This is a genomic window from Amycolatopsis azurea DSM 43854 (assembly GCF_001995215.1).
In the GTDB taxonomy this organism is placed as follows: domain Bacteria; phylum Actinomycetota; class Actinomycetes; order Mycobacteriales; family Pseudonocardiaceae; genus Amycolatopsis; species Amycolatopsis azurea.
Genome location: NZ_MUXN01000001.1, coordinates 79176 through 101891, shown reverse-complemented (window position 1 = coordinate 101891; position 22716 = coordinate 79176). Strand labels below are relative to the sequence as shown.

The window sequence follows — 22716 nt, the reverse complement described above, 5'->3', positions numbered from 1 at the left end:
CGTTCCCCTCTAGGTGGTGGACTGGGGTGCTTCGAGCAAGAGCCTGCCATGCGCCCGCGCGGCCACCAAGTCGCCGGGTAGCCAGACGCCGCCCTGACCCCGCCAGTTCCCCACCAGCGCGTCGACCGAACGCAGATGGGCGTCGGTGAGTTCGCGGACCCCGGAGTCCAGCAGCCACCTGCGGAGGACGCGCCGTCGCAGCGCGGGCGGTTCGGTCGCGAGCACCGCGACGTCGAGCCCTTCCTCGATGAAGGCACGCAGGTGGACGGCGTCCGCGAGTGTGTCCAACGCCTCGGTGTCCTCGCGCAGTTGCGCCGCCGTGCGGGCGAGCGAGGCCGCGACACCACCGGCCAGCACATCCTCCAGAAGGGGCAGTACTTCCGTCCGTAACCGGACACGCGTGAACCGCGGGTCCTCGTTGTGCGGGTCCTGCCAGGGGTCGACGCCGAGCGCCCGGCAGGCCTTCCGGGTGGTGGCGCGGGTGACGCCGAGCAGCGGCCGTCCCCACGGCGGGTCGTGCGGCCGCATCCCGGCCAGCGACCGCGGTCCCGAACCCCGGCCGAGGCCGAGCAGGACGGTTTCGGCCTGGTCGTCGAGGGTGTGGCCGAGCAGGACGACGCCGTGCCCGTCTCCGAGCGCGGAACGCAGGGCTCGGTAGCGGGCCCGGCGGGCCGCGGCTTCCGGTCCGCCCGCGCCCTCGACCCGCACCTTCAGGACCTCGGCGCTGTGGACGCCCAGCTCCCGTGCGGTGTCCGCGGCGCGGGCGGCGGTTTCGGCGGAGCCGTCCTGGAGGCCGTGGTCGACGACGAGCGCCCGCACCGTCAGGCCCGCGCGGGTGCCGGTGAACGCGGCCGCTTCGGCCAGCGCGAGCGAGTCCGCGCCGCCGGAGACGGCGACGCACAGCTCGCCGGGTTTCCCCGAAACGGCCAGGAAGTCCCGCACGGCCGTGCGGACGGCCGCGATCGCCGGATCCGGTCCGTTCACCCGTGCAGTCGCCGCACCCAGGCCGCCGGATCGGTGATCTCAGCGCGGGTCGGCAGCGTGTTCGGCGATGTCCAGACGGCGTTGAAACCGTCCATGCCGACAGCCTCGACGACGTGTTTCGTGAACTTCGCGCCCTGCTCGTACTGGCGCATCTTCGCGTCGACACCGAGCAGGCTGCGCAGCACGCGGTCGATCAGGCCGCCGCCCTTGCGCCGGGCGGTGAACCGCGACCGGATCAGGTCGACACTCGGCACGACCCGCGGCCCGACGGCGTCCATCACGAAGTCCGCGTGCCCCTCCAGCAGGGTGGAGAGGGCGAGCAGCCGGTCGAACACCGCGCGTTCGCTCGGCGACTGGAGGAGTTCGGCGAGACCGGCGCCGCCCGCCTTGCCCTTGCCGATCTGCTTGATGGTGTCCGGCAGGCGGCCGACCAGATCGCTCAGCCCGTCCGCGTCCCGTCCGGCGAGCCCGCCGATCAGGCGCTCGACCTCGTCGGCGAAGTAGTCGCGCAGCCAGGTGACGGCGGTGAACTGCAACCGGTGGGTGCATTCGTGCAGGCAGACCCAGAGCCGGAAGTCGTGCCCCGGCACGTCCATCGCGCGCTGGGCGGCGACCACGTTCGGCGCGACGAGCACGAGCTGTCCCTGGCGTTCCGGCCCACCGAACGGGTCGTACTGGCCGAGTACGCGGGAAGCCAGGAACGCGAGCACCAGACCGGTCTGGACACCGGCGCCACCGGCCAGCACGGGCGCCAGCGGCCCGCCTTGGGCCTCCGGCAGCGCGCGGCCGGTGAGCGCGTCGAGTCCCGCGGCGGCCGAGCGGACCCAGCCTGGCCTGTCGACGACTTCGGCGGGCAGCAGCGGCAGATCGAGGCCGAGCCCGGTCAGCTCGCGGACATGCCCCTCGGCCTCGCTGGTCAGGTCGCGTAGCTCGGCGACGGCCGCGTCGGCCTCTTCGCGGTCGACGACCGGACCGCCACGCACCAGGAGTGCGCCCGTCGTGGCGGCCAGGGACCAGTCGACCATCGAACGTGTCTTGGTCGGCGCTTCCTCAGTCACTCTTACGACGCTACCCGCTGGAAGGCCGAATTCCGCCCTGACTTCCTCACGCTCCGATTCCGGTCGCTCACCGGATTCAGCGACAGCCGCACTTGTGCAGGGTCGCCGCGACGACGTCGAGCGCGGCCCGGCCCTTGTTCTGGTCCGAACCGGACGACATCAGCGCGAACACCAGCATCCGGCCGTCGGTGTCCAGCACCACGCCCGCCAGGGTGTTCACGCCGGACAGCGTCCCGGTCTTGCCGCGCACCCAGCCGCGGCCCGCCGACGAAGCCGGGTCGCCGTAGCGCTTCTCCAGCGTCCCGCTGCCGCCCGCGACGGGAAGACCCGCCAGCAGGGGCCGCAGTTTGGCCGTCCTCGGATCCTTGCCGTCCGGCGCCGCCGCGACCGCGAGGATCTCGCTGAGCACCTTGGCCGGGATCTTGTTCTGGTCGGACAGTCCGCTGCCGTCGTTGATCTGGACGCCGGTCAGGTCGAAGCCGGCCTGCTTGAGCACGTCCATCGTCGCGGTCGCGCCGCCGACGAAGGACGCTTCGGCGCCCTTCGCGAGCGCGAGCTGGCGGGCGAGGACGTCGGCCATCAGGTTGTCCGAAAGCTGGAGCAGCGAGTTGGCGAACTCGGTGAGCGGCTGCGACTTGACCTCGCCGAGCACCTTCGCGTCCTTCGGCGCCGTCGTCGTGCCGCCTGCCTGGGCTTCGAGCTTCCCGGCGATCTTCTGGGTCAGCGCGGCGGCGGGGTTCGCGACGCGGGGCGCGTGGTCGTTCTTCGGGTCGTTGCGGCCGCCGTCGGCCATCACGGGGAGGACCGGCGCCATGTAGGTGTTCCCGGCGGCGGTGTCCTCCGGGTCCCAGCCCTTCGCGGACGTCGGGCCCTTGAACAGGCTGATGTCCAGCAGGACCTTGGTGATCTTGCCGCCGCTCGCCTTCTTGACCTGGGCGACGAGGTCGTCGACGTGCGCGGCTCCCGGGTACAGCGGCGAGTCGGTGCCCAGCGGCAGCGAGGTCAGCGACGGGTCGCCGCCCGCGACGAGGATGGCCGTGCCGGGGTCGGCGCCCTGGACGACCTTCGTGGAGAACTGCGTCCCGTGGTCCATCGACAGCAAGGCGGCGGCCACGACGAGGATCTTCGTGGTCGAGGCCGGGGTCAGCGGGGTGCCGGAGTTCTTGTCCCAGAGGACGTCGCCGGTCGACGCGTCCACGACGGTGCCGGTGAGCGTGCCGAGGTCCGGGGCGCCGGCGGGGCCGGACAGCGCGGCCGCGAGCCCTTCCTTCGTCGGCCCGGCGCCGTTGATGTCCGGCCCGTGCAGGACGCGCGTGACACCGGCGGGCTTGGGGATGTCGCCCTTCGGCGCGTTCGGCGCCCAGGGCAGGCCGAACCGGTTCGACACCTTCGGCATCGCGGCGGCGCCACCCATCCCGGCCAGCAGCAGGACGACGACCAGGGTCGTGATCAGCAGGGCCTTGCGCTTGCGCTTCGGCTTCGGCGCGGGTGCCGCCGCGGCCTCGTCGGCCGGGGGTTCCTGGGACGGCGGCTCGGGCCGCTGGATCCCGACGGTCGCTTCGGAGTCGAAGCGCTCTTCGGCGGGCTCGATGCGGACCGGACGCGCGTGCATGGTCGCGGACGGGACCGGCGCGGGAGGCGGCGGCTCGACCCGGTTCTGCTCGGGACGGCGCGGCGGATCCTGCGGGAAGCTCTGCGGCGGTTCCTGGCGCTGAGGCTCGGGTCTCGCCAGTTCGTGGTCACGCGTGGGTGCCGCGGCGCCCTGGTCGAACTGATCCCAATCCGGTTCGTCCGTTTGCCGCGGCTGGACGGGCTGGACGAAGACGGTCTTCGGGGCTTCGGGCCGCTCGGGTTCGGCTGTCTCGGCCGGCTCGACCGGCGTCACCGGCTCGAAGGCGGACCACTTCGGCGAGGGGGTGTCCGCGACGTCCGGTTCTTCGTCGACCTCGACGACCGGCTGGAACCAGGAATCACTTTCGGGTGTGACCTTCGGCACTGCCAGCTCTTCGGTCTTGCCGTTCGCCAGTCCCGACATCGGCAGCCAGACGGTGGCCTCGCCCGCCCCCTTCGTGCCCTTGGGCTCGGCGGATGAGGTGTCCTTGTCGTCCGACGGCCACCGCGGGACATCGTTTTCCGGCACGTAACGCTCCTTCATCCACCGTCCGGGGAAGGGGCCAAGCTCACATACGACCACATCGATGCGACCGCCCGAGCCCCCGTGGTCCACACTAGTGAAGACAAGACGATGATTTCGGTGAGCCGTCCGCGAGGCGGGGCGTACCAAAGACGAGAGCAGCGAGGCCGGCGTGGAATTCGACGTCACTATCGAAATCCCCAAGGGGGAGCGCAACAAGTACGAGGTGGACCACAAGACCGGTCGGATCAAACTCGACCGGACCCTGTTCACCGCCACCCAGTACCCCGCCGACTACGGGTTCATCGACGACACCCTCGGCCAGGACGGCGACCCGCTCGACGTGCTGGTGCTCGTCCAGGAGCCGACCTTCCCGGGCTGCCTGATCCGCTGCCGCGCGATCGGCATGTTCCGGATGACCGACGAGAAGGGCCCGGACGACAAGGTCCTCGCGGTCCCGACGAACGACCCGCGCCTCGAGCACCTGCGCGACATCCACCACCTGAACGAGTTCCACAAGCTCGAGATCCAGCACTTCTTCGAGGTGTACAAGGACCTGGAGCCGGGCAAGAGCGTCGAAGGTTCGACCTGGGTCGGGCGTACCGACGCCGAGGCCGAGATCAAGCGTTCGTACGAGCGTGAGACCGACAGGCTGGCCAAGGAAGCCGTCGACGGTCCCGCGGCTCACTAGTTTCGCTCGCAGGGCTGAAGGGGCCCTTCACCGCATGACATGCGGTGAAGGGCCCCTTCGCTGCGTCTTATGCGGGTATGGCGTCCTTCAGCCCCCCGCTGGACTAGGCCGAGTAGCCCGGGATCGGGAACGGCGCCAGGAACTCGCGGATCTCGGCGGCGATGGTGTCCAAAGCGGACTGTTCCTCGCCCGCCGCCGCGGTGATCGTGCGGTCGATCCAGTCCGCCACCTGCACCTGGTGCTCCGGCTTGAGCCCGCGGGTGGTGATCGCGGAGGTGCCGAGCCGGATGCCGGACGGGTCGAACGGCTTGCGCGGGTCGAACGGCACGGTGTTGTAGTTCAGTTCGATGCCCGCGCGGTCCAGCGCCTGCGCGGCGGGCTTGCCCGGCACGTTCTTGTTCGTCAGGTCGATCAGCAGCAGGTGGTTGTCCGTGCCGCCGGACACGAGGTCGTAGCCGCGCTCGACCAGCGCTTCGGCCAAGGCGCGGGCGTTGGCGACGATCGTGTGCGCGTACTCGGCGAACTCCGGCTTCTGAGCCTCGCCCAGCGCGACGGCGATCGCGGCGGTCGTGTGGTTGTGCGGACCGCCCTGCAAACCGGGGAAGACCGCCTTGTCGACGGCCTTCGCGTGGTCGGCGTCGGAGAGGATCATCGCGCCACGCGGGCCGCGCAGGGTCTTGTGCGTGGTCGTGGTGATGACCTGGGCGTGCCCGACCGGCGACGGATGCGCGCCACCGGCGACCAGTCCGGCGATGTGCGCGATGTCGGCGACCAGGACGGCGTCGACCTCGCGGGCGATCTCCGCGAACGCCGGGAAGTCGATGGTGCGCGGGATCGCGGTGCCGCCCGCGAAGATCAGCTTCGGCCGGTGCTTCAGCGCGAGTTCGCGGACCTGGTCGAGGTCGACGCGGCCGGTCTCCTTGCGGACGCCGTAACGGACCGGGGTGAACCATTTGCCGGTCGCGGACACGCCCCAGCCGTGCGTGAGGTGACCGCCGTCCGGCAGCGCCATGCCGAGGACGGTGTCGCCCGGCTTCGCGAAAGCGAGGTACACCGCCAGGTTCGCCGGGGAACCGGAGTACGGCTGGACGTTGGCGTGGTCGGCGCCGAAGACGGCCTTCGCGCGCTCGATGGCCAGGTTCTCGACCTGGTCGATGAGCTGCTGGCCCTCGTAGTACCGCTTGCCGGCGTAGCCCTCGGAGTACTTGTTGGTGAGGACGGTGCCGGTCGCCTCCAGGACGGCCTGGGAGACGTAGTTCTCGGACGCGATCAAGCGGATCTTGTCGTGCTGCCGCTTCGCCTCGTCCTCGACGAACCCCGCGATCTCCGGATCGGCGGCGGCGAGCGCGGAAAGTGCTGGCTGGTGTGTCATGGCGTACTCCCGCTCAGGAGTGGCCTTCACCCAGGCGCGCGGTGCCGGCCCGAATTCGCTTCCCGGTGGTGCTCCACCTCAAATGCGCCAGTCGCTGGTGCCCCCGGAGCCTAGTGCACGCCGGTGGACCGGCTCTCCGCGTGCGGAGGGTCTCCAGTCACTTAAGAGTCAATCGATCGGCTTGACGCTTTCCGCGTGCCGTCGCGCCAGTTCCTGGTAGATCACCGCGTTGTGCTCGACCCAGCCGCGGGCGGTGCCGTCGAGCGGGACGTGCTTCTTCGCCGGGCTGCCCATGGCGACGGTCTCCGGCGGGATGACCATTCCGGGTGTCACCGTGGCGCCGGCCGCGACCAGGGCCTTCGCGCCGATCTGGGCCTTGTCGAGCACGGTCGAGCCGTTCCCGATGAGCGCCTGCTCGCCGATCGTGCAGTCGTGCACGAGGCACTGGTGCCCGACGGTGACGTTCCTGCCGACCTCGGTCACGCCGCCGTTGACGTGGATGACCGAGTTGTCCTGGATGTTGGCGCCTTCGCGGATGAGGATCTTCCCGAAGTCGGCGCGCAGCACGGCGCCGTACCAGACGGAAGCGCCCTTTTCGACGACGACGTCGCCGATCAGGGTGGCGGTGGGGGCGATCCACGCTTCGGGATCCACCTGGGGGCGGTGCCCCTCGAATTCGAACATCGGCATGCCCCGCACCCTATGCGCAAAGTCCGTGAAGGCCTCCTTGAGAGATCCAGAGTCCCTCAAGGAGGCCTTCACGGAACGTCGCTCAGCCGATGGCGGTGTTCAGCAGGATGTCCACGGCCTTGTCGTTACGCGTGGTCTCCCGGACGATCACCTCGTCGGGCGGGTAGAAACCGGGGTTGGAACCCCGCGGGTACATCTCGAAGGTGAAGCTCAGGATCTTGTGGGTGCCCCACATCCAGTCGTCGATCGTCCCGTCCGTGATGTACAGGTCGCTCGACTGCTGCGGCGTGTAGCCGTTGGTCGCCGCCAGCTGCCTGCCCAGCGTCTGGAAACGCTGCGCTTCGGCCTGCGTCATACCCGGCGCGGTGTCGTTGTACGTGAAGCCGAACGGCCACAGGACGAGCTCCGAATAGGTGTGGAAGTCGATGCTCGCCTTGATCTGCTGGACGCCGCCGATCTTGCGCGAGTTCACGAAGTTGGACACGGCCTTGGTCTCCGGGGCGGAGAACGCCGACGGGCCGCGGTAGGTCTCGCTGCTCGTCGAGCCCGAGGAACCGCCGCAGCAGCCCCAGTTGTAGCCCCAGTTCCGGTTGGGGTCGGTGCCGTTGCCCTGGCGGTTCTTGCGCCAGTACTTGTAGCTGCCGCCGGAGATGTCGTACTCGGAGCCGTCGGGGTTGACGTTGGGGATCACGTAGATCTCGGTGCTGTCGACGAACCGCTTGATCGCCGGGTCGGAGGCGTAGCCCTGGGTGAACCGGTTCACGATCCGCAGGCACATCTCGGTGGTGAGGTGCTCGCGCGCGTGCTGGTTGCACGTGAACATGACCTCGGGCTCGTTCTCGTCGGTGCCGACGTTGTCGCTGATCTTGAGCATGTTCAGCGCGCGGCCCTGGTAGGAGTTGCCGACGCTGCTCAGCTTCGCGATCGAGCCGTAGTTCGCCTGCACGTTGCGCAGTTCCGTGGTGACCTCGGCGTAGTTGTGGTAGCCGGAGTCCGCGGGCGGGAAGTCGTTGATCGCGTTCGTGCCGACCTTCTCCGACCTGTCGACGACGCCGCGCTGCTCGACGCGGAAGCCGAGCGAGCGGATCTTCGCCGCGTCACGCGCTTCGCCGATCACCGTGGTCGTGGAGCCGGAGGTGCCGAGGACGTCGACGCCCAGCCGGGAGATCTGGGTGCGCTGCTGTGACGTGCCGGTGCCGAAGACCTCGTAGATCTGGACCTGCGCGTCTTCGGCCTGCTGGTCGGCGGTCGCCGGACTCGCGGCGACCGGGATGGTGAACGCCGCGACGGCCGCTATCGCCACGGCCATGCACCGTCTTATGCGCATCGTCGTCTCCTAGCTCTGGGGCAGGGAAGGGGAACCCCACCATGGCCGCAGCCGGGAGACCGAACAATCCGTAACGGTACGGATCTAATGCGTATTGCTAGCCGTAGTTCGCGAAGCAGAGCGCTTCGATGTCGCCGCGCAGTGCGGCGAACGGCCGACGCCGGACACGCTGCTGGACGATCGCGCCGAGCAGGTAGGACAGCAGCGCGCGAGCCCGCGCGCGGGGGTCTTCCACGTCGAGCGGGGCGAGCAGCTCCGCGAGCAGTTCGGTGATCGACGTCAGCATGACGTCGATGGCCTGCGGGTGCTGCGCGCGGCCCGCGGCGATCCAGTACTCGAACCAGAGGAAGGCCGCGTTCGGGCGGCCGGAGAACTCGGCGAGGAAGGCCTCCAGCGCCGCGAACAGCCGCTCGTCCGGGTGATCGTGTTTCTCCGAAATTTTGCGCAAATCCGCCGTGAACGTTGTGATGTGCGCCGCCATCGCGCGATCGATCAGGACGTCGATGTCCGCGAAGTAGTAATGAATCGCACTCTTCGTGAGCGGCCCGGCGTCCGCGATCGCACGCACGGTGCAGCCCGCGAGCCCGTCCCTGGCGAGCACGACACGCGCCGCTTCGACGATCTGCTCCTGTTTTTGCAGCTGATTGGGGGAGAGCCGCGCGCTGCGGCCGGGAACGGCGGTCACGAAGTTCCTTACACCAAGTAGTCAGGACGGGAGCCCTGAAGCTTAGGGCAACCGTCCTGGCCGATCACAGCGGGTGAAAAATCTAGGTGGCTAGCGATCGATCCGTAGCGGACAATGCGCGGCATGGTGACCTCAGGGGACAACGGGTTCAGCCCGGCCGCACGACGGCAGCTGGAGAAGGAACTCGCCGATCTGCGAGCGCAGCGCGAGGCGATGGCGCCGAGGATCGGCGAGCAGGAGCGGACCGGCGACGCGGCCGATCAGGCCGAGGTGCTGGACCGCGCGGAGGCCGCCGCCTACCTCGACCGGCGCATCGCCGACGTCGCGGCGAAACTGGAGCACGGCGGGCGCGACAGCAAGGGCCTGCTCCCCGACGGCACCTCCGTCACCATCAGGTACGCCGACGGCGACGAGGAAGAGCTCCACATCGTCACGATCCCGGGCGAGGACGCCGACGCGTTCACGGTCACCTCGGACAGCCCGCTCGGTCTCGCGCTCGTGGGCGCCAAGGAGGGCGACGAGATCAAGTACCGGACGCCGCGCGGCGAGACCAGCGCCACCGTCGTCACCCTGAAGCCGCCTGCCTGACCCATCGTTCCGTTCCGTTCCGTGAAGGCCCCCTTCATGTACTCGCTTGAAGTACATGAAGGGGGCCTTCACGTACTTCAGGGATCGTGAGGGGCCATTCGAGCGGGCCTGGTTGCGAGAGCGGGCCGCACCGTGTCGCCCAGTTCTCGGACATCAGACGTCGCAGAAAGGCGAAGGTGTCCTGTCAGGTGCCAAGTCCGTGAAGGCCTCCTTGAGGGACTCTGGGTCCCTCAAGGAGGCCTTCACGGACCGGCGTTCGGTGGCGACCAGCGTGGTGAAGGGGACTTTCCCCTCATCGCATGAGCGGAAAGTCCCCTTCACCCCGGGTCATCCGTCCTCGTGGGCGGCGGAGTCCCCGAGCGTTGCGAAAGCCACTTTCACAACCTTCAACGTTACGAAAGTGGCTTTCGCAACACCCGAGGCCGGCGGGCGGGCGAGCGAAGGAACACGCCACATTTGCCTTACCCCTCAATAGAACACGAATCGCCCTCAGGTACCCGGACGGCAGAGGACCGGATTCACCAGTTCCGCGCACGGCCGGTGCCCGTGGGACCGGACGACGTCCTTGCCGACCTGGTTGGTCAGGTATCGCAGGAAGCTCGCGACGAGCGAGTCGGCCTTCGGCTCGCCGTACGTGTACGCGTACTCGGTCTCCCAGAACGGGTACGCCGCGTGGATCGCGCCCTCCAGGGTCGCCTGGTGGCCGTCGATCCGGACCGGCAGCACGTCCTCGCGTTTCGTGGCGGCGCCCAGTTCGCTGTAACCCAGCGCGCCCGGCACGCGCGAGACGGCTTCGAGGACGTCGTTCGTGGACGGCTTCGCGCAGCGCACCACGCCCGGCTGGGCGCCCGGCGCCTGCTTGAGGCAGTCGTCGGAGTTGTCGCCGGGTTCCCGCTTGCCCGCCAGGATCTGGCCCTCGAACGTCCGCCGCGTCCCGGAGTCGGAATGGCGGTCGACGAGCCGGACCGGCTGGTCCTTGCCGCCGATCTCCTTCCAGTTCGCGATCTTGCCGTCGTAGACGTCGCGGATCTGCGCGAGCGACAGATCCTGTACGCCGGCTTCCTTGTTGACCACCAGTGTGAACAGCGAGAAGGCGACCGGACGCGGCAGCAGCTGAGGGAAGCCCTCCCCCTTGGCGCCGTCGGAGAACGCCAGCACGCCGTCGTTCGCGGCCTGGTTCAGACTGCCGAGCCCTTCCGCGCTCCCCCGGCTGTCGAAAGTGAACGACGCGCCCGGGCACGTCTTCGCGTACGAGGCCGTCGCTTCCTTCAGCACCGGCGCGAAAGCCGTCGATCCGGTGATCGTCAGCTTCCCGGCCGCGCAGTCCAGCGGCGGCGGCTTGTCGTCGAAGACCAGCGACCTGGTCAGCTGGAAGATGCTGATCACCACGAGGAACAGGATCAGCGCCATCACCGAGGTGGTCGGTCCGGTGCGGCTCTTGGTCTCCCGGAGGCTGCCGCCCTTGATCTCGCCGATGACCTGAGGATCGTCGAAATCCTCGGGGGTGCCATTGGGGATCCGGTCGAGGACGGCGAGGATCTTGTAGTGCGCGCCGCGGTTCAGCGGCACCCGCGGCAGGTCGATGACCCCCGCCGGACGTTCCGGATTCTCGTCCCGCGCGCCGAAACCGGAGTCGTCGCCGAAGCATTCGTGCAGATGCGGCGAGCTGAGCTCGGTCACCACCATCCCGGCCACGGTCCGGCCGGGGAACTTCACGCGGATACCGACGCGGTCGTTCTCGTTGACCGCGTAATCGTCGGTGTCGATGTCGGTGGTGCCGCTGTTCTCGATGCGCAGCAGTACGAACGACGGGTCGACGAGCCGCTCGCCGTTCTCGTGCTGCAGCTGCGCCAGCGCGTCGGCCGTCGGCGCGAACCCGCGCCCGGACGCCGTCGGGGTGTCCATCTGCACGCGGTAGCCGAGCCGTTTGCGGCCGACGAGCACGAACTCCCACAGGAAAGCGACGGCCGGGACGGCGATCCCGACCACCGCCAGCAGGACGTCCCAGGGAAAGCCTTCCAAGACCAGCCTCCAGGTTCGGGGAATCGAACCTACGGCTCCTCCCGGCCCGGGACGGCGGACTTCAGCGAGTGTTCATCGGGCGTCCGCGAAGGCGTAGTCGTCGAGGTCGAAGAACCGGCTCGTCACCATCGTTTCCAGCGTCGGCGACGCCCGGAACGGCACGTCCCCGTTCACGTCGAAGTAGTAGCTGTTGGCCAGTGAGCAGCTGTCCTGGAAGAACACCTGATGCTTGCGCCGGTCGAGCATGCTCCGGAAATACCGGTCGTTGGCCTCGCTGGTGACCTCCACCCGCGTCGCGCCGGTCTTGCGCGCGTTGCGCAGGCACCGGACGATGTGCGCGGTCTGCGTCTCGATCAGGTTGAAGTACGAGGAACCGTTGTAGCCGTAGGGACCGAGAATGGTGAACAGGTTCGGGAAACCGGGCACGCTGACGCCCTGATAGGCCTGGAACCGATTCTCCTCCCAGAACTTCTCCAGGTCGGCGCCGTCCGTCCCGCGGACGGTGAACGCGGGCATGTTGCCCTTCTCGAACACCTTGAACCCGGTCGCGAGCACCAGGACATCGACAGGGTGCTCAACGCCGTCAGCGGTGCGGACACCGGACTCGGTGATCGTATCGATGCCCGTGGTCTCCAGCGTGACGTTCTCGCGGTTGAACGTCTGGAGGTATTCGTTCGAGAAACTCGGCCGCTTGCAGCCCAGCGCGTAACGCGGAGTGAGCTTTTCGCGGGTCTCGGGATCCTTGACCGCGCGGCGCAGATGCGCGAGCCCGATCCGCTCGCCCGCGCCCGCGGTCGGCAGGAGGTTGTGGAAGTGCGCGGCCAGCGGGAAAGTCAGTTCGACGAGTGCCTGACTGGCCAAGCGGGACACCAGCTTCGCGCCCGGCAGCCGTCGCAGCGCTAGCCGCGCCGGTCGCGGCAGGGCGGCGTCCGGTTTGGGCAGGCACCAGATCGGCGTGCGCTGGAACACCGTGAGATGTCCGGCTTCCGGCGCGATGGACGGGATCACCTGGACCGCCGAGGCCCCGGTCCCGACGACGGCGACGCGTTTGCCGCCCAGGTCGACGCCGTGGTCCCAGCGCGCGGTGTGCATGACCGTGCCGCGGAAGCCGTCGAGCCCGTCGATGTCCGGCGGCTTCGGCTGGGTGAGCACGCCGGTGGCGCCGACGACGAACCGTGCCGTCATCGACCAGCCGTCGGCGGTTTCGAGACGCCACAAGTGCTTTTCGTCGTCGAAGGTCGCGGAGACGACCTTGCTGCCGAGGCGGGTGCGGCGGCGGATGTCGTATTTGTCGACGCAGTAGTCGGCGTAGGCCTTCAGTTCGCGGCCGGGCGCGTAGACCCGCGACCAGCCGGAGATCTGCTCGAACGAGAACTGGTAGCTGAACGACGGGATGTCGACGGCGACACCGGGATAGGTGTTCCAGTGCCAGGCGCCGCCGACGCCGTCACCCTCCTCCAGCACGAGGAAATCGCCGAAACCGGCCTTGTCGAGCAGGATCGCGGCCCCGATGCCGGAGAAGCCCCCGCCGATGATCGCGATCTCGTGGTCCGGCGTCATGCGGGAAGTCCTTCCGTGGCGAAAAGCGAACTGGCGCCGAGCACGACGACGTCGGCCTGGTGCTCGATCCCTTCGGCAGTGCGGATTCCGTGGGGCGCGAAGGCGTAGACCGGCCAGGTGATGAGCTTGCAGCCCGGCCGCCGCAGCGCGCCGTAGTAGCCGAGCCCGGACGCGGTCTTCCGCGAACCGAACCGGCGGTCCGGCGTCAGCAGCCTGCGGATCCAGGGGTCTTTCACCTGCCAGCGCAGGAAAACGCGGGCGACGGCGATGCCGAGGACGTTCGGCCCTGGCACCGGCATCGGCACCACCCAGTCCGGTTCCTCCTGGAACACCTTGACCGACCGCGCGGTGGCCGCCACCTCGGGCACGATCTGCGCCGCCTCGCGGCCGGGCGCGACGACCGCGACCCGCTGCCCGGCGAAGTCGTGGCCGAACCATTCGGTGCCGCGCAGCACCTCTCCCTGGAAGTCGCCCAGCCTCATGACGCGACCGGTTCGTGGGTGATCTCCTCGGTCCACGACTGCGGCTTGCCCAGCAGCCGCGAGGGGATCAGGCGGGTCACCTTCACCATCGGGTCGGCGAGCAGCCGGTGGTAGACGTGTGACCGGTCGACGATCATCGCCGCCTGCGCCTTGAGCACGTGGTACGCGGGGATGCGTTTGGTGAACTCGCCGCGGCCGCCGATGGTGGAGAACCGTTTCACCGCGTTGTACAGCTTCTTCTCCGGCAGGCCCATCGCGACGATGTTGTCCCGCATCTTGTTGATCAGCGGGACGAACACCACGATCAGGCCGAGCACGATCTGCGGTTTGAGCGAGCCGACGGATTCGGTGATCAGCTTGGTGGTGGAGCCGGCGCCGATCAGTTCGAGGACCTCGAAGTCGGCCGTGATGTGCCGGGCCTCGTCGGAGTTGATGTGCCGGAACACCTGGTGGCACACCGGATCGGAGACCTCGTCCAGCAGGAACTTCACCAGGGCGCCGTCCAGCGCGCACTCCAGCAGCGGGATGAGCGTGGCGAGCGCCGTCAGCGGCAGCGTGTCGCCGTAGTCGTCGAGGACCTTGATCGCGAGCTTGACGTTGATGTTCGGCTCGGGCATCGAACCGTGCTCGTCGAGCATGCCCCAGCGTTTCATCAGCGCGAGTTCCGCGTTGGCGTGCTTCTGTTCCTCGGCGTGGAAGTACCGGTAGATCTCCTGGATCACCGGCGTCGGCGCCTTCTTGGCGAGCGACGCGAACCCGCGGGCGCCGACGTGTTCGATCCACACGAGATCGGCCATGAAGGGCCGCATCTTGGCGCGGAGCTCGTCGGTCATCGTCTCGGCGCCGGGCGCGTCCCAGTCGATGTCGGCCAGCGACCACTGCTTGTCCTTGATGGTCTGGAGCATCGCGGCGAAGTCGTAGGCCATCACTTCTCCTTTTCGGCGGGCAGGAACCGGCCGAGCAGACCGGCGATCCGCGTGTACGGGACGGGCACGAACCGCTTGGCGTGCCACAGAAGCTGAGCGTCGGGCTGCGGCACGACGTAGAGGCGTCCGCGATCGTGGGCGTCGAGCGTCATCTTCGCGACCTTCTCGGCGGAGAACCCGACGAGATCGGAGACCTTCCGCGCGAGGCCACGCGCCTCCGCGTCGATGAGTTCGCCGTCGAAGATGTTGGTGCGGACGAAGGTCGGGCACAGCACGGTGACCGCGACGCCGGTGCCGGACAACTCGGCGGCCAGTGTCTCGGAAAGGCTGACGACCCCGGCCTTGCTCACGTTGTAGGCGGCCATTCTCGGCGCGGCGGTGAAGCCGGCGGCCGAGGCGACGTTGATGACGCCGCCCGCCCTGACCGCCCGCATGGCGGGGACGAAGGTGTGGCAGCCGTGGATCACGCCCCAGAGGTTCACGCCGAGGGTGCGGTGCCAATCGGACAGCGGGCTCTCCCCGACGGGTTTGCCGCCGGCGCCGATCCCGGCGTTGTTGACGACGAGGTCCGGCTCGCGACCGAGCCACGACCGCGCCTGGTTCGCCAGTTCGGCGACTTCGTCCACAGTGGACACGTCACAGGCGACGGTGACCGCGTTCTCGAGCATCTTCGCGGTTTCCTCGGCGGCTTCGAGGTCGATGTCGGCGCAGACGACGCGGCTGCCGCGGCGGACGAGTTCGGCCGCGATCGCCCGCCCGATCCCGCTGCCCGCGCCGGTGACGACGGCGTGCGCGCCATGGGTCCGTTTCGTCATGCCGCCCTCACGATCGCCGGGAGATTTTCGGTGAGGAAGCGGCAAGCCCGCTCCATCGCCGGTCCCGCTTCGGGGATGAAACGGGTCAGTGCCTGGAAGACGTGCATCTGGCCGGGGACCACGTCCAGTTCGCAGTGCACCCCCGTGCGGCGCAGTGCCCTGGCCAGTTCGATGGCGTCCGCGGCCAGCATTTCGAGACCGCCCGCCTGGATGATCGTCGGCGGGAAGCCCTTGACGTCGTCGAAGGCGAACCGCAGCCGCGTCGAGCCGAGGTCGGCGTCCACTGTGTACAGACCGACCAGCCGCGCGGCCGCGGCGGCGGAGATCATCGGGTCCGGGCTCATGCGTTCTCTTTGGGCGGCCAGCGAAAACGTCACGTCGAACAGCGGCGAGAACAGCGCGAGCGCGGCAGGAGGTTCTTTCCGTTCCCGGATCAGCTGCGCCGCGAGATCGACCGCGAGATGCCCGCCAGCGGAGTCGCCCGCGACGAGAATCCGGCGATATCCCTGGTCGAGGAGCCTGTCGTAGGCCGCGCGGACGTCGTCGGCGGCGTTCGGGAAGCGATGCCGGGGCGCGAGCCGGTACTCGCAGGCGAAGACCGGCAGCCCGGTGCCGTCGGAAACCCGCGTGGTCAGCCCGCGATGCGTGCGCGCCGAGCAGAGCGCGTAACCGCTGCCGTGGATGTACAGGACGACAGCGTTGCCTTCGGTCACTTCGGGAGCGCGAACCCACTCGCCGCGGATGCCCGGCTCGACGCGGCTTCCCTTCAACGGCGGCGAAGCCAGCCACAGACTGCTCGCGATGAAGGCTCGGGAGAACGCGATTCCGGCCCGGTTCGCCGGAATCGCGTTGGCGATCGGCCGGACGAAGGCGGACGTCAGCGCGGCGGCCAAACCGGGTCGCAGGCCATTCTGCGGTCGCATGCCCTCAGAATGAATCTGACGGCACCTGCTGTCAAGATGGAAGGGTGACCGCGTCCCGCCGCTACAGCGGCAAGACCGCCGACGAACGCCGAGCCGAACGGCGGCTCGCCCTGCTGGGCGCCGCCCTCGACATCTGGCAGGAACAGGGCTGGGCGGCGGTCACCATGCGGGGCGTCTGCGCGCGGGCGAACCTGACCGACCGGTACTTCTACGAGAGCTTCGCCAACCGCGACGCGTTGCTCGCCACGGCTTGGGAACAGGTCCGCGACGAGACCCTGCGGATGGTCCTCGACGCCGTCGCCTCCCGGATCGAGCAACCGGCCTTGGACCAGCTCCGCGCCGCCGTCGACGTCGTCGTGCACCACGTACAGGAAGAGCCGGCGCGGGCGCAGATCCTCTTCGGCGACCACGCGGGCAGCGCCGTCCTGGAGCAGCTGCGGCGGCAGACCGTCCAGGAAACCACCGGCCTGCTGATCGAACTGGCGCGGCCGCATCTGAAGCCGGACGTGGACGGGCTGGAGTTCCGGGTCAACGTCCTGCTGGGGATCGGCGGCTTCGTGGAGATCATGCTCGCGTGGCGCTCCGGCCTGCTCGACGCGGACGCGGACACGCTCGTCGATCACCTCACCGGCGTGGGCACTTCGCTGTCGCGGATGTTCCTCAAGGGGTGACACCAACGGGTGAACTTTCGCGGCGCGTTCGCCACCTGCCCGGAAATGCGTCAGAGCCCCATCCGGAGTGTTCCGAATGGGGCCCTGACCTGCGGAGCCGCCTAGGGGAATCGAACCCCTGACCTATTCATTACGAGTGAATCGCTCTGGCCGACTGAGCTAAGGCGGCAGACGCCGGGCTCTCACCCGGCGACGGGAACCAGTGTAGCGGAGCGGTTGAACGTCACCTTCTCCGGCCACCGTCGTTAGGGTCCTATGACGCCGGTCTCAGTCCCCCAAGATCGGCCCATCCCCACTGGAGGACCTGTTCATGCGGCAACGACTGCCCCGTGTGCTGGCACTTCCGGCCGCCGCGGCCCTGCTTCTGCTGACCGCGGCCCCGGCGCTCGCCCAGGACATCCCGACCACGCCGATCCCCGATCCGGCCAATCCGGGACAGCCGCCGATGTCGGCCCCGATCGGACCGCAGCCGCTGGGCAGGGCGGTCGGTGACGCGGGGGCGGCGCTCGGCGTGCTGCGGCTGCTGCCCAACGCGGTGCCGACGAGCGCGATCCTGCCCGGAGCGGACAAGCTGCTGCCGAAGCAGTCCGCGCTCGAAGCCGGGATGGGGCTTTCCAGCGCGCAGGCCAACTCCGAGGCCTACCTGAACTACGAGAAGTCGATCGCGCAGTCTTCGCCGTTCGGCCTGTCCGCCGCGGGCAACGCGCCGCAGACGCCGGGCAGCCTCGTGCAGACCGCGTTGCCGGACAACCCGAAGCCGATCAGCGGCGGCCTCAACGCGCCGAAGAACCCGCTGTTCAACCTCGGCCTGCTGAACGGCGAGGCGCACGCGCGCTGGAGCCCGACGCTCGGGCCGTGCGTCGGTACGATCGCCGACTCGAGCACGTCGATCGCGAACCTCGCGCTGCTGCCGACCATCCCGAACATCCCGGGCGCCGACCAGCTGACCCAGGCGTCGGACCAGCTCGCGGCCGGACTCAAGGCGCTTCCGGGTCCGCTGGCGAGCCTGGGCGGCCTGCTTTCGGGGAACAGCACCAGTGCCGACGGCAAGGGCGCGGTGCTGAGCCTGCCGAACACGCTGTCGTCGCGTTCGGTCGTGCGACTGGTCGATATCCCCGGCTCCAAGAACAAGGCCGTCGAATCGACGTCGACGCTGCAGGCGGCCAGCATCGAGCTGCTGAAGGGCACGCCGCTCGGGCTGACGATCAAGGTCGCCAGCCAGCCCACGCTGCGCGTCACCTCGACCGGCGACAAGAAGACGTCGAAGGTCGAGTACAGCGCGCCGGTGCTGCAGATCGTCCGCGGCGACAAGGTGCTGTTCACCCTCGACGCGAACAATCCGACCAAGGACATTCCGATCGGCATCCCGCTGCCTTCGCTCAAACAGGTGCCGGGCTTCGATCAACTGAAGAACGTGCCGGTCGTCGGCGGGCTCGTCGAAATGCTCGACGGCGCCACCAAGCAACTCCCGGGCGGCGAGGCCGGGAACGGGCTCACCCTCGACCTCGGGGTGCTGAAGCTGTCGATCGCCGGACTGAACCAGAAGTCGAGCGACACGACCACGCCGTTCAAGGGTTTCCAGCTGGGTGCCTCGGCGCGGCTGCTGGACCTGCAGATCCTGCCGACGACCGCCCTGCAGAAGGCCCTGCCGCCGGACGCCGCGAAGAACCTGCCGTCGTCGCTGGCGCAGATCTCGCTCGGTGAGCAGATCGCCCGTGCGCACGCGCCGGCGGGCGGGGTCGAATGCGGTACGGCGACCCCACCGCCCGCGGGCAACAACGGTGGCGCGGCACCGAAGGGGCCGGTCAAGAACCTGGCTTACACCAACGCCGCCTACGACACCGTGCCCATGTTCTGGTCGGGTACCGCGATGCTGCTGATCGGCGTGGTGCTCGTGGCGGCCATGCCGGGACGGCGCCGGCTCACGGTGGTTCCGGTCCCTGTCCGGAAGAATTCTCCTGGCTCGCCGGGATTCAAGCCCTCGCCGCGGCCGCGCTCGGAGGACTGAGACGGGGCGAGGAGGGTGATGAACGGTCCTTTCACGCCTAGCCCCCGCGTGAGAGGCCCGTTCGTACTCTGACCGCCTGAGGCTTATGGGGACCTTCGCCGCTTCGCGGTGGAGGTCCCCTTCGCTTTTCTTGCCCGCCTCGCCTGCTTCGGCCCGCTCCCGCCCGCTCCCGCTGCTTCGCCCGCTTCCGCCCGCTTCCGCCCGCTCCCGCCGCTTCGCCCCGCCTCGCCGGGCGCTCGTGATGTCCCCAATGCCACATTGGGGACGCTGAGTGTCTCCAATGTGGCATTGGGGACATCACGCCAAACCCGAAGCCGCTTCACTTACCCACAGCACTTGTCCACAACCACCCCCACCTGTGGACAACTCCCCCGACCAGCACTTTTCCACCCCCAACCCCGGTAAACTGGACTCGGGGTCGCCCCCCTGGGACGGGCGGGGGGCTGGGGTAGGGCGATTCGGGGTGTGGTCGAGGGTGGTGGAGGGGGCGGGGGTCAGCCTTGGCGGAGGGTGGTGACCATGGCTTCGACGGCGATCCTCGGCTTCACGTTCAGGTCGATGGCCTCGCGGCATTCCAGGACGGCTTCGAGCCGCCGCAGGATCGAGTCGGGTGCCCAGGCGGAGGCGGCCTGCGAGATTTCCGACGCGTGATCCGGGTGGTTCAGTGTCGCGCCCGCCGCGCCGCTCGCGGTCACCAGCACGTCCCGGTAGAACGCGGCCAGGTCCACCAGCGCGAGATCGAGCGTGTCCCGCTGCGTACGGGTCGCGCGTGACTTCTGGCGCTTCTCGAGCTGCTTCACCGCGGCTTCGGCGGCTCGTTTCGCCCCGGCGACACCCTTCCCGACGCCGTCGCCGCCCATCGCGGTGCGGAGTTCGGAACGTTCGGCCTCGTCGCGGACCTTGCTCTCCTCGCCCGCGTCCGCCTCGGCCGCGCTGATCAGCTGATCGGCACAGGTGAACACATCGGACGGACGCCGCAGGCCCAGCGGGATCCGCAGCACCGTCGCCCGCCGCTGCCGGGCCGCCTCGTCGGTGGCGAGCCGCCGCGCGCGGCCCACATGTCCACTCGAGACCGACGCGGCCCACTGCGCCCGTTCGGGATCGATGCCGTCCCGTTCCACGAGCACCTGCGCGATCGCCTCGGCGGGCGGCGTCCGCAGCGTGACCAGACGGCACCGCGAGCGGATCGTCACCGAGACGTCGTCCGGATGATCGGACGGCGCGCACAACAGGAACACCGTGCGGTCCGGCGGCTCCTCGACGGCCTTCAGCAGCGCGTTCGAAGCGCCTTCGGTCAGCCTGTCGGCGTCCTCGATGATCACCACCTGCCACCGCCCGGTGGTCGGACGGCGCGCGGCGGCCTGGACCAGCGAACGCATTTCGGCGACGGAGATCGAAAGGCCTTCCGGCGCGACGAGCTTGACGTCGGCGTGCGTGCCGGCGACCACGGTCCGGCAGCCGGGGCATTCCCCGCAGCCGGTCCCGGTGCTGCACTGCAACGCCGCCGCGAAAACCCGCGCGGCGGTCGAGCGCCCCGACCCGGGCGGACCGGTGACCAGCCAGGCGTGGGTCATCGCCCCGGGCGCGACAGGCTGGTTCTCGATGATCCTCGCGGCCGCCGCCGACGCCGAAGAAAGGGTGCGCGCGGCGGGCTCCTGGCCGACGAGCTGCTTCCAGACACCGATCAGCACAGGGGCTTCCGTCATCTCGCTTCGACCTTCTCCTCCGCCGGAGCGATCCCGGCGAGCCTGCCGACGAGCACCGCGCGGACCGCGGTCCGCACCCGGTCGCTCACTTCTTCCTCGGTGCCTTCCGCGTCGACCACCACGTACCGCTCCGGGTCCGCGGCGGCCATCTCCGACAGCAGATGCTGCACCCGCCACTGCGCGTCCAGCGACTCCGACTTCCGCATCACCGTGCCGGGATCGGCGTCGAGCAGCACGGTGATGTCGGGCCGCAACCGGCCGGTCGCCCAGTCCGCGAGCCCTTCGAGTTCCTGGCTGTCCAGCCCCGCGACCGCCGACAGATGCGCCAGCGGCGAATCCACGAACCGCTCCATCACGACGACGGAACCGGCGTCGAGCGCGGGCTGGATGTCCCGTTCGACGATGTCCGCCCGCACCGCGGCGGCGGCCAGCGCCTGCGCCCGCGCACCGGACAGCGAAGCGCCGGAGACGAGCTTCGCGAGCCGCTGGTCGTCCAGCGCCGGGTCGGCCGCGAGGACGACCGGACGCGTACCCCCGCGCAGCCATTCGGCCAGCCGCTCGGCCTGCTTCTCGGTGTTGATCGCCCGCGTGCCTTCGAGCGCGATCAGCAGCCCGTTCACGCGGCGCGGGCTGCGGCGCAGGGCGTTGCGGAGGTCGGCCAGGATCGGCTCGGCCCGCCGGTCGTCCATCTGCCGGTACGCGAAGATGCCGGAGAGCAGCGCGAGAACACCGCCGCCGATCATCACCGGCCGCGTGCCGTCGATCGTGATCGTGCCGCCCCACAGCTCGACCTCGGTCGTCTGGACCGCGCTGATCAGCACCGGCACCAGCACCGTCGAGCCGAACAGCACGATCTTCATCAGCGACTGGTAGATCGCGTTGATCCGGCCGCGGATGGAGTCCTCGATCCGCGAACCGATGATCGTGACACCGGTCAGGAACGCCGTCCCGGCCCAGACCCCGACAGCGGCGACAGCGACCAGCGAGACGGCGAGATGCGGCGACAGGGCGACGACGACGAGACACAGACCCGCGGCGACGATCGAGATGCCGAACAGCCGGTCGTGCGCGAGCCGCCGGGCGAGCTTCGGGGCCACCGCCATCCCGGTGGCCAGCCCGAGGAAGACGGCGAGCACGAGCAGGTTGAACGCCGCGTCACCGGCGAGCAGGCTGGACGAGTACGGCTTGGCCGAACCGATCACCGCGCCACCGGCGGCGAAAGCGCCGAAAGCGCCGATCATCAGCCCGCGCACCATCGGCGTCGTCCGCACGAAGCGGGCGCCGTCGGCGATCATCTGCCGGAAGCCGAACTTCTCCTCGTCCGCGGCCTTGACCTTGGGCTTCTCCACCGCGTGGACATTGCGCAGCGAGAGCTCGGGGATCCGGGTGGCGATCACGATCGCGCTGGTCAGGTACAGCAGACCGGTGATGACGACGGCGACCTTCGCGATGCCGAGCTGGGCGTCACCCTGGAAGAAGTGGAACGTGGTGTTGCTGCCGGTGAGCACGGCGTTCGCCCCGGCCGCGGTGATCACCGCGAGGCCGTAGGTCATCACCATGCCGAGCTGGTTGGCCGTCTCGACCTGGTCCGGGCGGCGCAGCAGGTTCGGCACCGCCGCGTCCTTCGACGGGATCCACATCATCGAGCAGCAGCCGACCAGGAAGTTCCCGACGAACACCCACCACGGGGTGCCGACGAACGCGATCGACAGCAGGAAACCGCACCGGCCGAGGTCGCAGAGCACCATCACCTTGCGCCGGTCGAACCGGTCGGCGAGCAGACCGCCGAGCGGGGCGAACAGCAGCCCCGGCAGCAGCGAGGTCAGCACGACCCCGACGAACGCGAAGTTCTGCGCGGCGTAGTTGTCGGTCAGTTTGGTGACCAGACCGGTCAGCGTCAGCAGGTTCAGCCAGTCCGCGACACTGCACAGATACGAGACACCCCAGATCCGGCGGAACGGCTTGATCGCCAGCACCCGCCGCACGCGGTGCATGGTGGAAGCGTCTCGTCCCGCCGGACCACCGGTGCCCGTTTCGGGCACCGACTGCACGCCCTCGCTGATACGCCCACCCC

Annotated in this window: 19 protein-coding genes, 1 tRNA gene and 1 riboswitch; of the genes, 4 read left to right on the top strand and 16 right to left on the bottom strand. The window is 69.3% G+C overall.

The window, feature by feature from the left end; all coding sequences use genetic code 11:
- Positions 1-9: 9 nt before the first annotated feature.
- The 3 genes from tilS to dacB all read right to left on the bottom strand — a co-directional run bounded on the left by tilS (position 10) and on the right by dacB (position 4197).
- Positions 10-984, bottom strand: a complete 975-nt coding sequence (gene tilS, locus B0293_RS00490) for a tRNA lysidine(34) synthetase TilS (RefSeq protein WP_005160142.1) — start codon at positions 982-984, stop codon at positions 10-12.
- Positions 981-2009, bottom strand: a complete 1029-nt coding sequence (locus B0293_RS00485; protein WP_039918822.1) for a zinc-dependent metalloprotease — start codon at positions 2007-2009, stop codon at positions 981-983. Before B0293_RS00485 ends, tilS begins: the two co-directional genes overlap by 4 nt.
- A 109-nt stretch (positions 2010-2118) precedes the next feature.
- Positions 2119-4197 (bottom strand): D-alanyl-D-alanine carboxypeptidase/D-alanyl-D-alanine endopeptidase, encoded by a 2079-nt coding sequence (gene dacB / locus B0293_RS00480; RefSeq protein ID WP_085939690.1) that lies wholly within the window; start codon positions 4195-4197, stop codon positions 2119-2121.
- Between the two features lie 151 nt (positions 4198-4348).
- Between dacB and B0293_RS00475 the strand changes: the two genes are divergently transcribed.
- Positions 4349-4867 carry an inorganic diphosphatase gene (locus B0293_RS00475; protein WP_005160148.1) on the top strand — a complete coding sequence of 173 codons (519 nt, stop codon included), beginning with the start codon at positions 4349-4351 and terminating at the stop codon, positions 4865-4867.
- Between the two features lie 103 nt (positions 4868-4970).
- Here the strand turns inward: B0293_RS00475 and B0293_RS00470 are convergent, their stop codons facing one another.
- From B0293_RS00470 to B0293_RS00455, 4 genes are all read right to left on the bottom strand, one after another.
- A complete protein-coding gene (locus tag B0293_RS00470) occupies positions 4971-6239 on the bottom strand; it encodes a serine hydroxymethyltransferase (protein ID WP_005160151.1) in 1269 nt (422 codons plus the stop codon).
- A 21-nt stretch (positions 6240-6260) separates the two neighbouring features.
- Positions 6261-6339, bottom strand: a riboswitch (ZMP/ZTP riboswitch).
- Positions 6340-6407: 68 nt separating this feature from the next.
- Positions 6408-6929 (bottom strand): gamma carbonic anhydrase family protein, encoded by a 522-nt coding sequence (locus B0293_RS00465; RefSeq protein ID WP_005160154.1) that lies wholly within the window; start codon positions 6927-6929, stop codon positions 6408-6410.
- An 82-nt stretch (positions 6930-7011) separates the two neighbouring features.
- Positions 7012-8238 (bottom strand): M14 family metallopeptidase, encoded by a 1227-nt coding sequence (locus tag B0293_RS00460; protein WP_039918826.1) that lies wholly within the window; start codon positions 8236-8238, stop codon positions 7012-7014.
- 115 nt (positions 8239-8353) lie between these two features.
- Positions 8354-8941, bottom strand: coding sequence for a TetR/AcrR family transcriptional regulator (locus B0293_RS00455; RefSeq protein ID WP_005160156.1), 588 nt, complete (start codon positions 8939-8941; stop codon positions 8354-8356).
- A gap of 123 nt (positions 8942-9064) precedes the next feature.
- Between B0293_RS00455 and B0293_RS00450 the strand changes: the two genes are divergently transcribed.
- Positions 9065-9529, top strand: coding sequence for a GreA/GreB family elongation factor (locus B0293_RS00450; protein ID WP_005160157.1), 465 nt, complete (start codon positions 9065-9067; stop codon positions 9527-9529).
- Positions 9530-10018: 489 nt separating this feature from the next.
- Here B0293_RS00450 and B0293_RS00445 read toward each other — a convergent pair whose 3' ends face one another.
- The 6 genes from B0293_RS00445 to B0293_RS00420 all read right to left on the bottom strand — a co-directional run bounded on the left by B0293_RS00445 (position 10019) and on the right by B0293_RS00420 (position 16257).
- Positions 10019-11551 carry a PstS family phosphate ABC transporter substrate-binding protein gene (locus B0293_RS00445; protein ID WP_005160159.1) on the bottom strand — a complete coding sequence of 511 codons (1533 nt, stop codon included), beginning with the start codon at positions 11549-11551 and terminating at the stop codon, positions 10019-10021.
- A 72-nt stretch (positions 11552-11623) separates the two neighbouring features.
- On the bottom strand, positions 11624-13111 hold the full coding sequence (locus tag B0293_RS00440; protein WP_005160160.1) for a flavin-containing monooxygenase: 1488 nt from the start codon (positions 13109-13111) through the stop codon (positions 11624-11626).
- Positions 13108-13593 carry an NAD(P)/FAD-dependent oxidoreductase gene (locus tag B0293_RS00435; RefSeq protein ID WP_005160162.1) on the bottom strand — a complete coding sequence of 162 codons (486 nt, stop codon included), beginning with the start codon at positions 13591-13593 and terminating at the stop codon, positions 13108-13110. The genes B0293_RS00440 and B0293_RS00435 overlap by 4 nt, the downstream gene beginning before the upstream one ends.
- Positions 13590-14519, bottom strand: coding sequence for a hypothetical protein (locus B0293_RS00430; protein WP_005160164.1), 930 nt, complete (start codon positions 14517-14519; stop codon positions 13590-13592). The genes B0293_RS00435 and B0293_RS00430 overlap by 4 nt, the downstream gene beginning before the upstream one ends.
- The gene (locus B0293_RS00425; RefSeq protein WP_005160166.1) at positions 14519-15334 is read right to left on the bottom strand and encodes an SDR family NAD(P)-dependent oxidoreductase; all 816 of its coding nucleotides are present in this window, start codon (positions 15332-15334) and stop codon (positions 14519-14521) included. The genes B0293_RS00430 and B0293_RS00425 overlap by 1 nt, the downstream gene beginning before the upstream one ends.
- Positions 15331-16257, bottom strand: coding sequence for an alpha/beta hydrolase (locus B0293_RS00420; RefSeq protein ID WP_245191993.1), 927 nt, complete (start codon positions 16255-16257; stop codon positions 15331-15333). Before B0293_RS00420 ends, B0293_RS00425 begins: the two co-directional genes overlap by 4 nt.
- 44 nt (positions 16258-16301) lie before the next feature.
- On the opposite strand from B0293_RS00420, the gene B0293_RS00415 reads away from it, so the two are divergent.
- On the top strand, positions 16302-16928 hold the full coding sequence (locus B0293_RS00415) for a TetR/AcrR family transcriptional regulator (protein ID WP_005160170.1): 627 nt from the start codon (positions 16302-16304) through the stop codon (positions 16926-16928).
- 95 nt (positions 16929-17023) lie between these two features.
- Here the strand turns inward: B0293_RS00415 and B0293_RS00410 are convergent.
- A tRNA-Thr gene (locus B0293_RS00410) sits at positions 17024-17097 on the bottom strand.
- 141 nt (positions 17098-17238) lie between these two features.
- Between B0293_RS00410 and B0293_RS00405 the strand changes: the two genes are divergently transcribed.
- On the top strand, positions 17239-18936 hold the full coding sequence (locus B0293_RS00405; protein ID WP_085939691.1) for a hypothetical protein: 1698 nt from the start codon (positions 17239-17241) through the stop codon (positions 18934-18936).
- Between the two features lie 494 nt (positions 18937-19430).
- On the opposite strand, the gene B0293_RS00400 is transcribed toward B0293_RS00405, so the two are convergent.
- The gene (locus tag B0293_RS00400) at positions 19431-20642 is read right to left on the bottom strand and encodes a DNA polymerase III subunit delta' (protein WP_039918828.1); all 1212 of its coding nucleotides are present in this window, start codon (positions 20640-20642) and stop codon (positions 19431-19433) included.
- The gene (locus tag B0293_RS00395) at positions 20639-22693 is read right to left on the bottom strand and encodes a bifunctional MFS transporter/dTMP kinase (RefSeq protein ID WP_039918829.1); all 2055 of its coding nucleotides are present in this window, start codon (positions 22691-22693) and stop codon (positions 20639-20641) included. Before B0293_RS00395 ends, B0293_RS00400 begins: the two co-directional genes overlap by 4 nt.
- Positions 22694-22716 lie beyond the last annotated feature (23 nt).

Bases quoted from the DNA above. Each gene is read 5' to 3' on its own strand.
- B0293_RS00485 (WP_039918822.1), bottom strand. From the start codon at position 2,009: ATGGTCGACTGGTCCCTGGCCGCCACGACGGGCGCACTCCTGGTGCGT.
- dacB (WP_085939690.1), bottom strand. From the start codon at position 4,197: ATGAAGGAGCGTTACGTGCCGGAAAACGATGTCCCGCGGTGGCCGTCG.
- B0293_RS00470 (WP_005160151.1), bottom strand. From the start codon at position 6,239: ATGACACACCAGCCAGCACTTTCCGCGCTCGCCGCCGCCGATCCGGAG.
- B0293_RS00465 (WP_005160154.1), bottom strand. From the start codon at position 6,929: ATGCCGATGTTCGAATTCGAGGGGCACCGCCCCCAGGTGGATCCCGAA.
- B0293_RS00460 (WP_039918826.1), bottom strand. From the start codon at position 8,238: ATGGCCGTGGCGATAGCGGCCGTCGCGGCGTTCACCATCCCGGTCGCC.
- B0293_RS00450 (WP_005160157.1), top strand. From the start codon at position 9,065: ATGGTGACCTCAGGGGACAACGGGTTCAGCCCGGCCGCACGACGGCAG.
- B0293_RS00440 (WP_005160160.1), bottom strand. From the start codon at position 13,111: ATGACGCCGGACCACGAGATCGCGATCATCGGCGGGGGCTTCTCCGGC.
- B0293_RS00435 (WP_005160162.1), bottom strand. From the start codon at position 13,593: ATGAGGCTGGGCGACTTCCAGGGAGAGGTGCTGCGCGGCACCGAATGG.
- B0293_RS00430 (WP_005160164.1), bottom strand. From the start codon at position 14,519: ATGGCCTACGACTTCGCCGCGATGCTCCAGACCATCAAGGACAAGCAG.
- B0293_RS00425 (WP_005160166.1), bottom strand. From the start codon at position 15,334: ATGACGAAACGGACCCATGGCGCGCACGCCGTCGTCACCGGCGCGGGC.
- B0293_RS00420 (WP_245191993.1), bottom strand. From the start codon at position 16,257: ATGCGACCGCAGAATGGCCTGCGACCCGGTTTGGCCGCCGCGCTGACG.
- B0293_RS00405 (WP_085939691.1), top strand. From the start codon at position 17,239: ATGCGGCAACGACTGCCCCGTGTGCTGGCACTTCCGGCCGCCGCGGCC.
- B0293_RS00400 (WP_039918828.1), bottom strand. From the start codon at position 20,642: ATGACGGAAGCCCCTGTGCTGATCGGTGTCTGGAAGCAGCTCGTCGGC.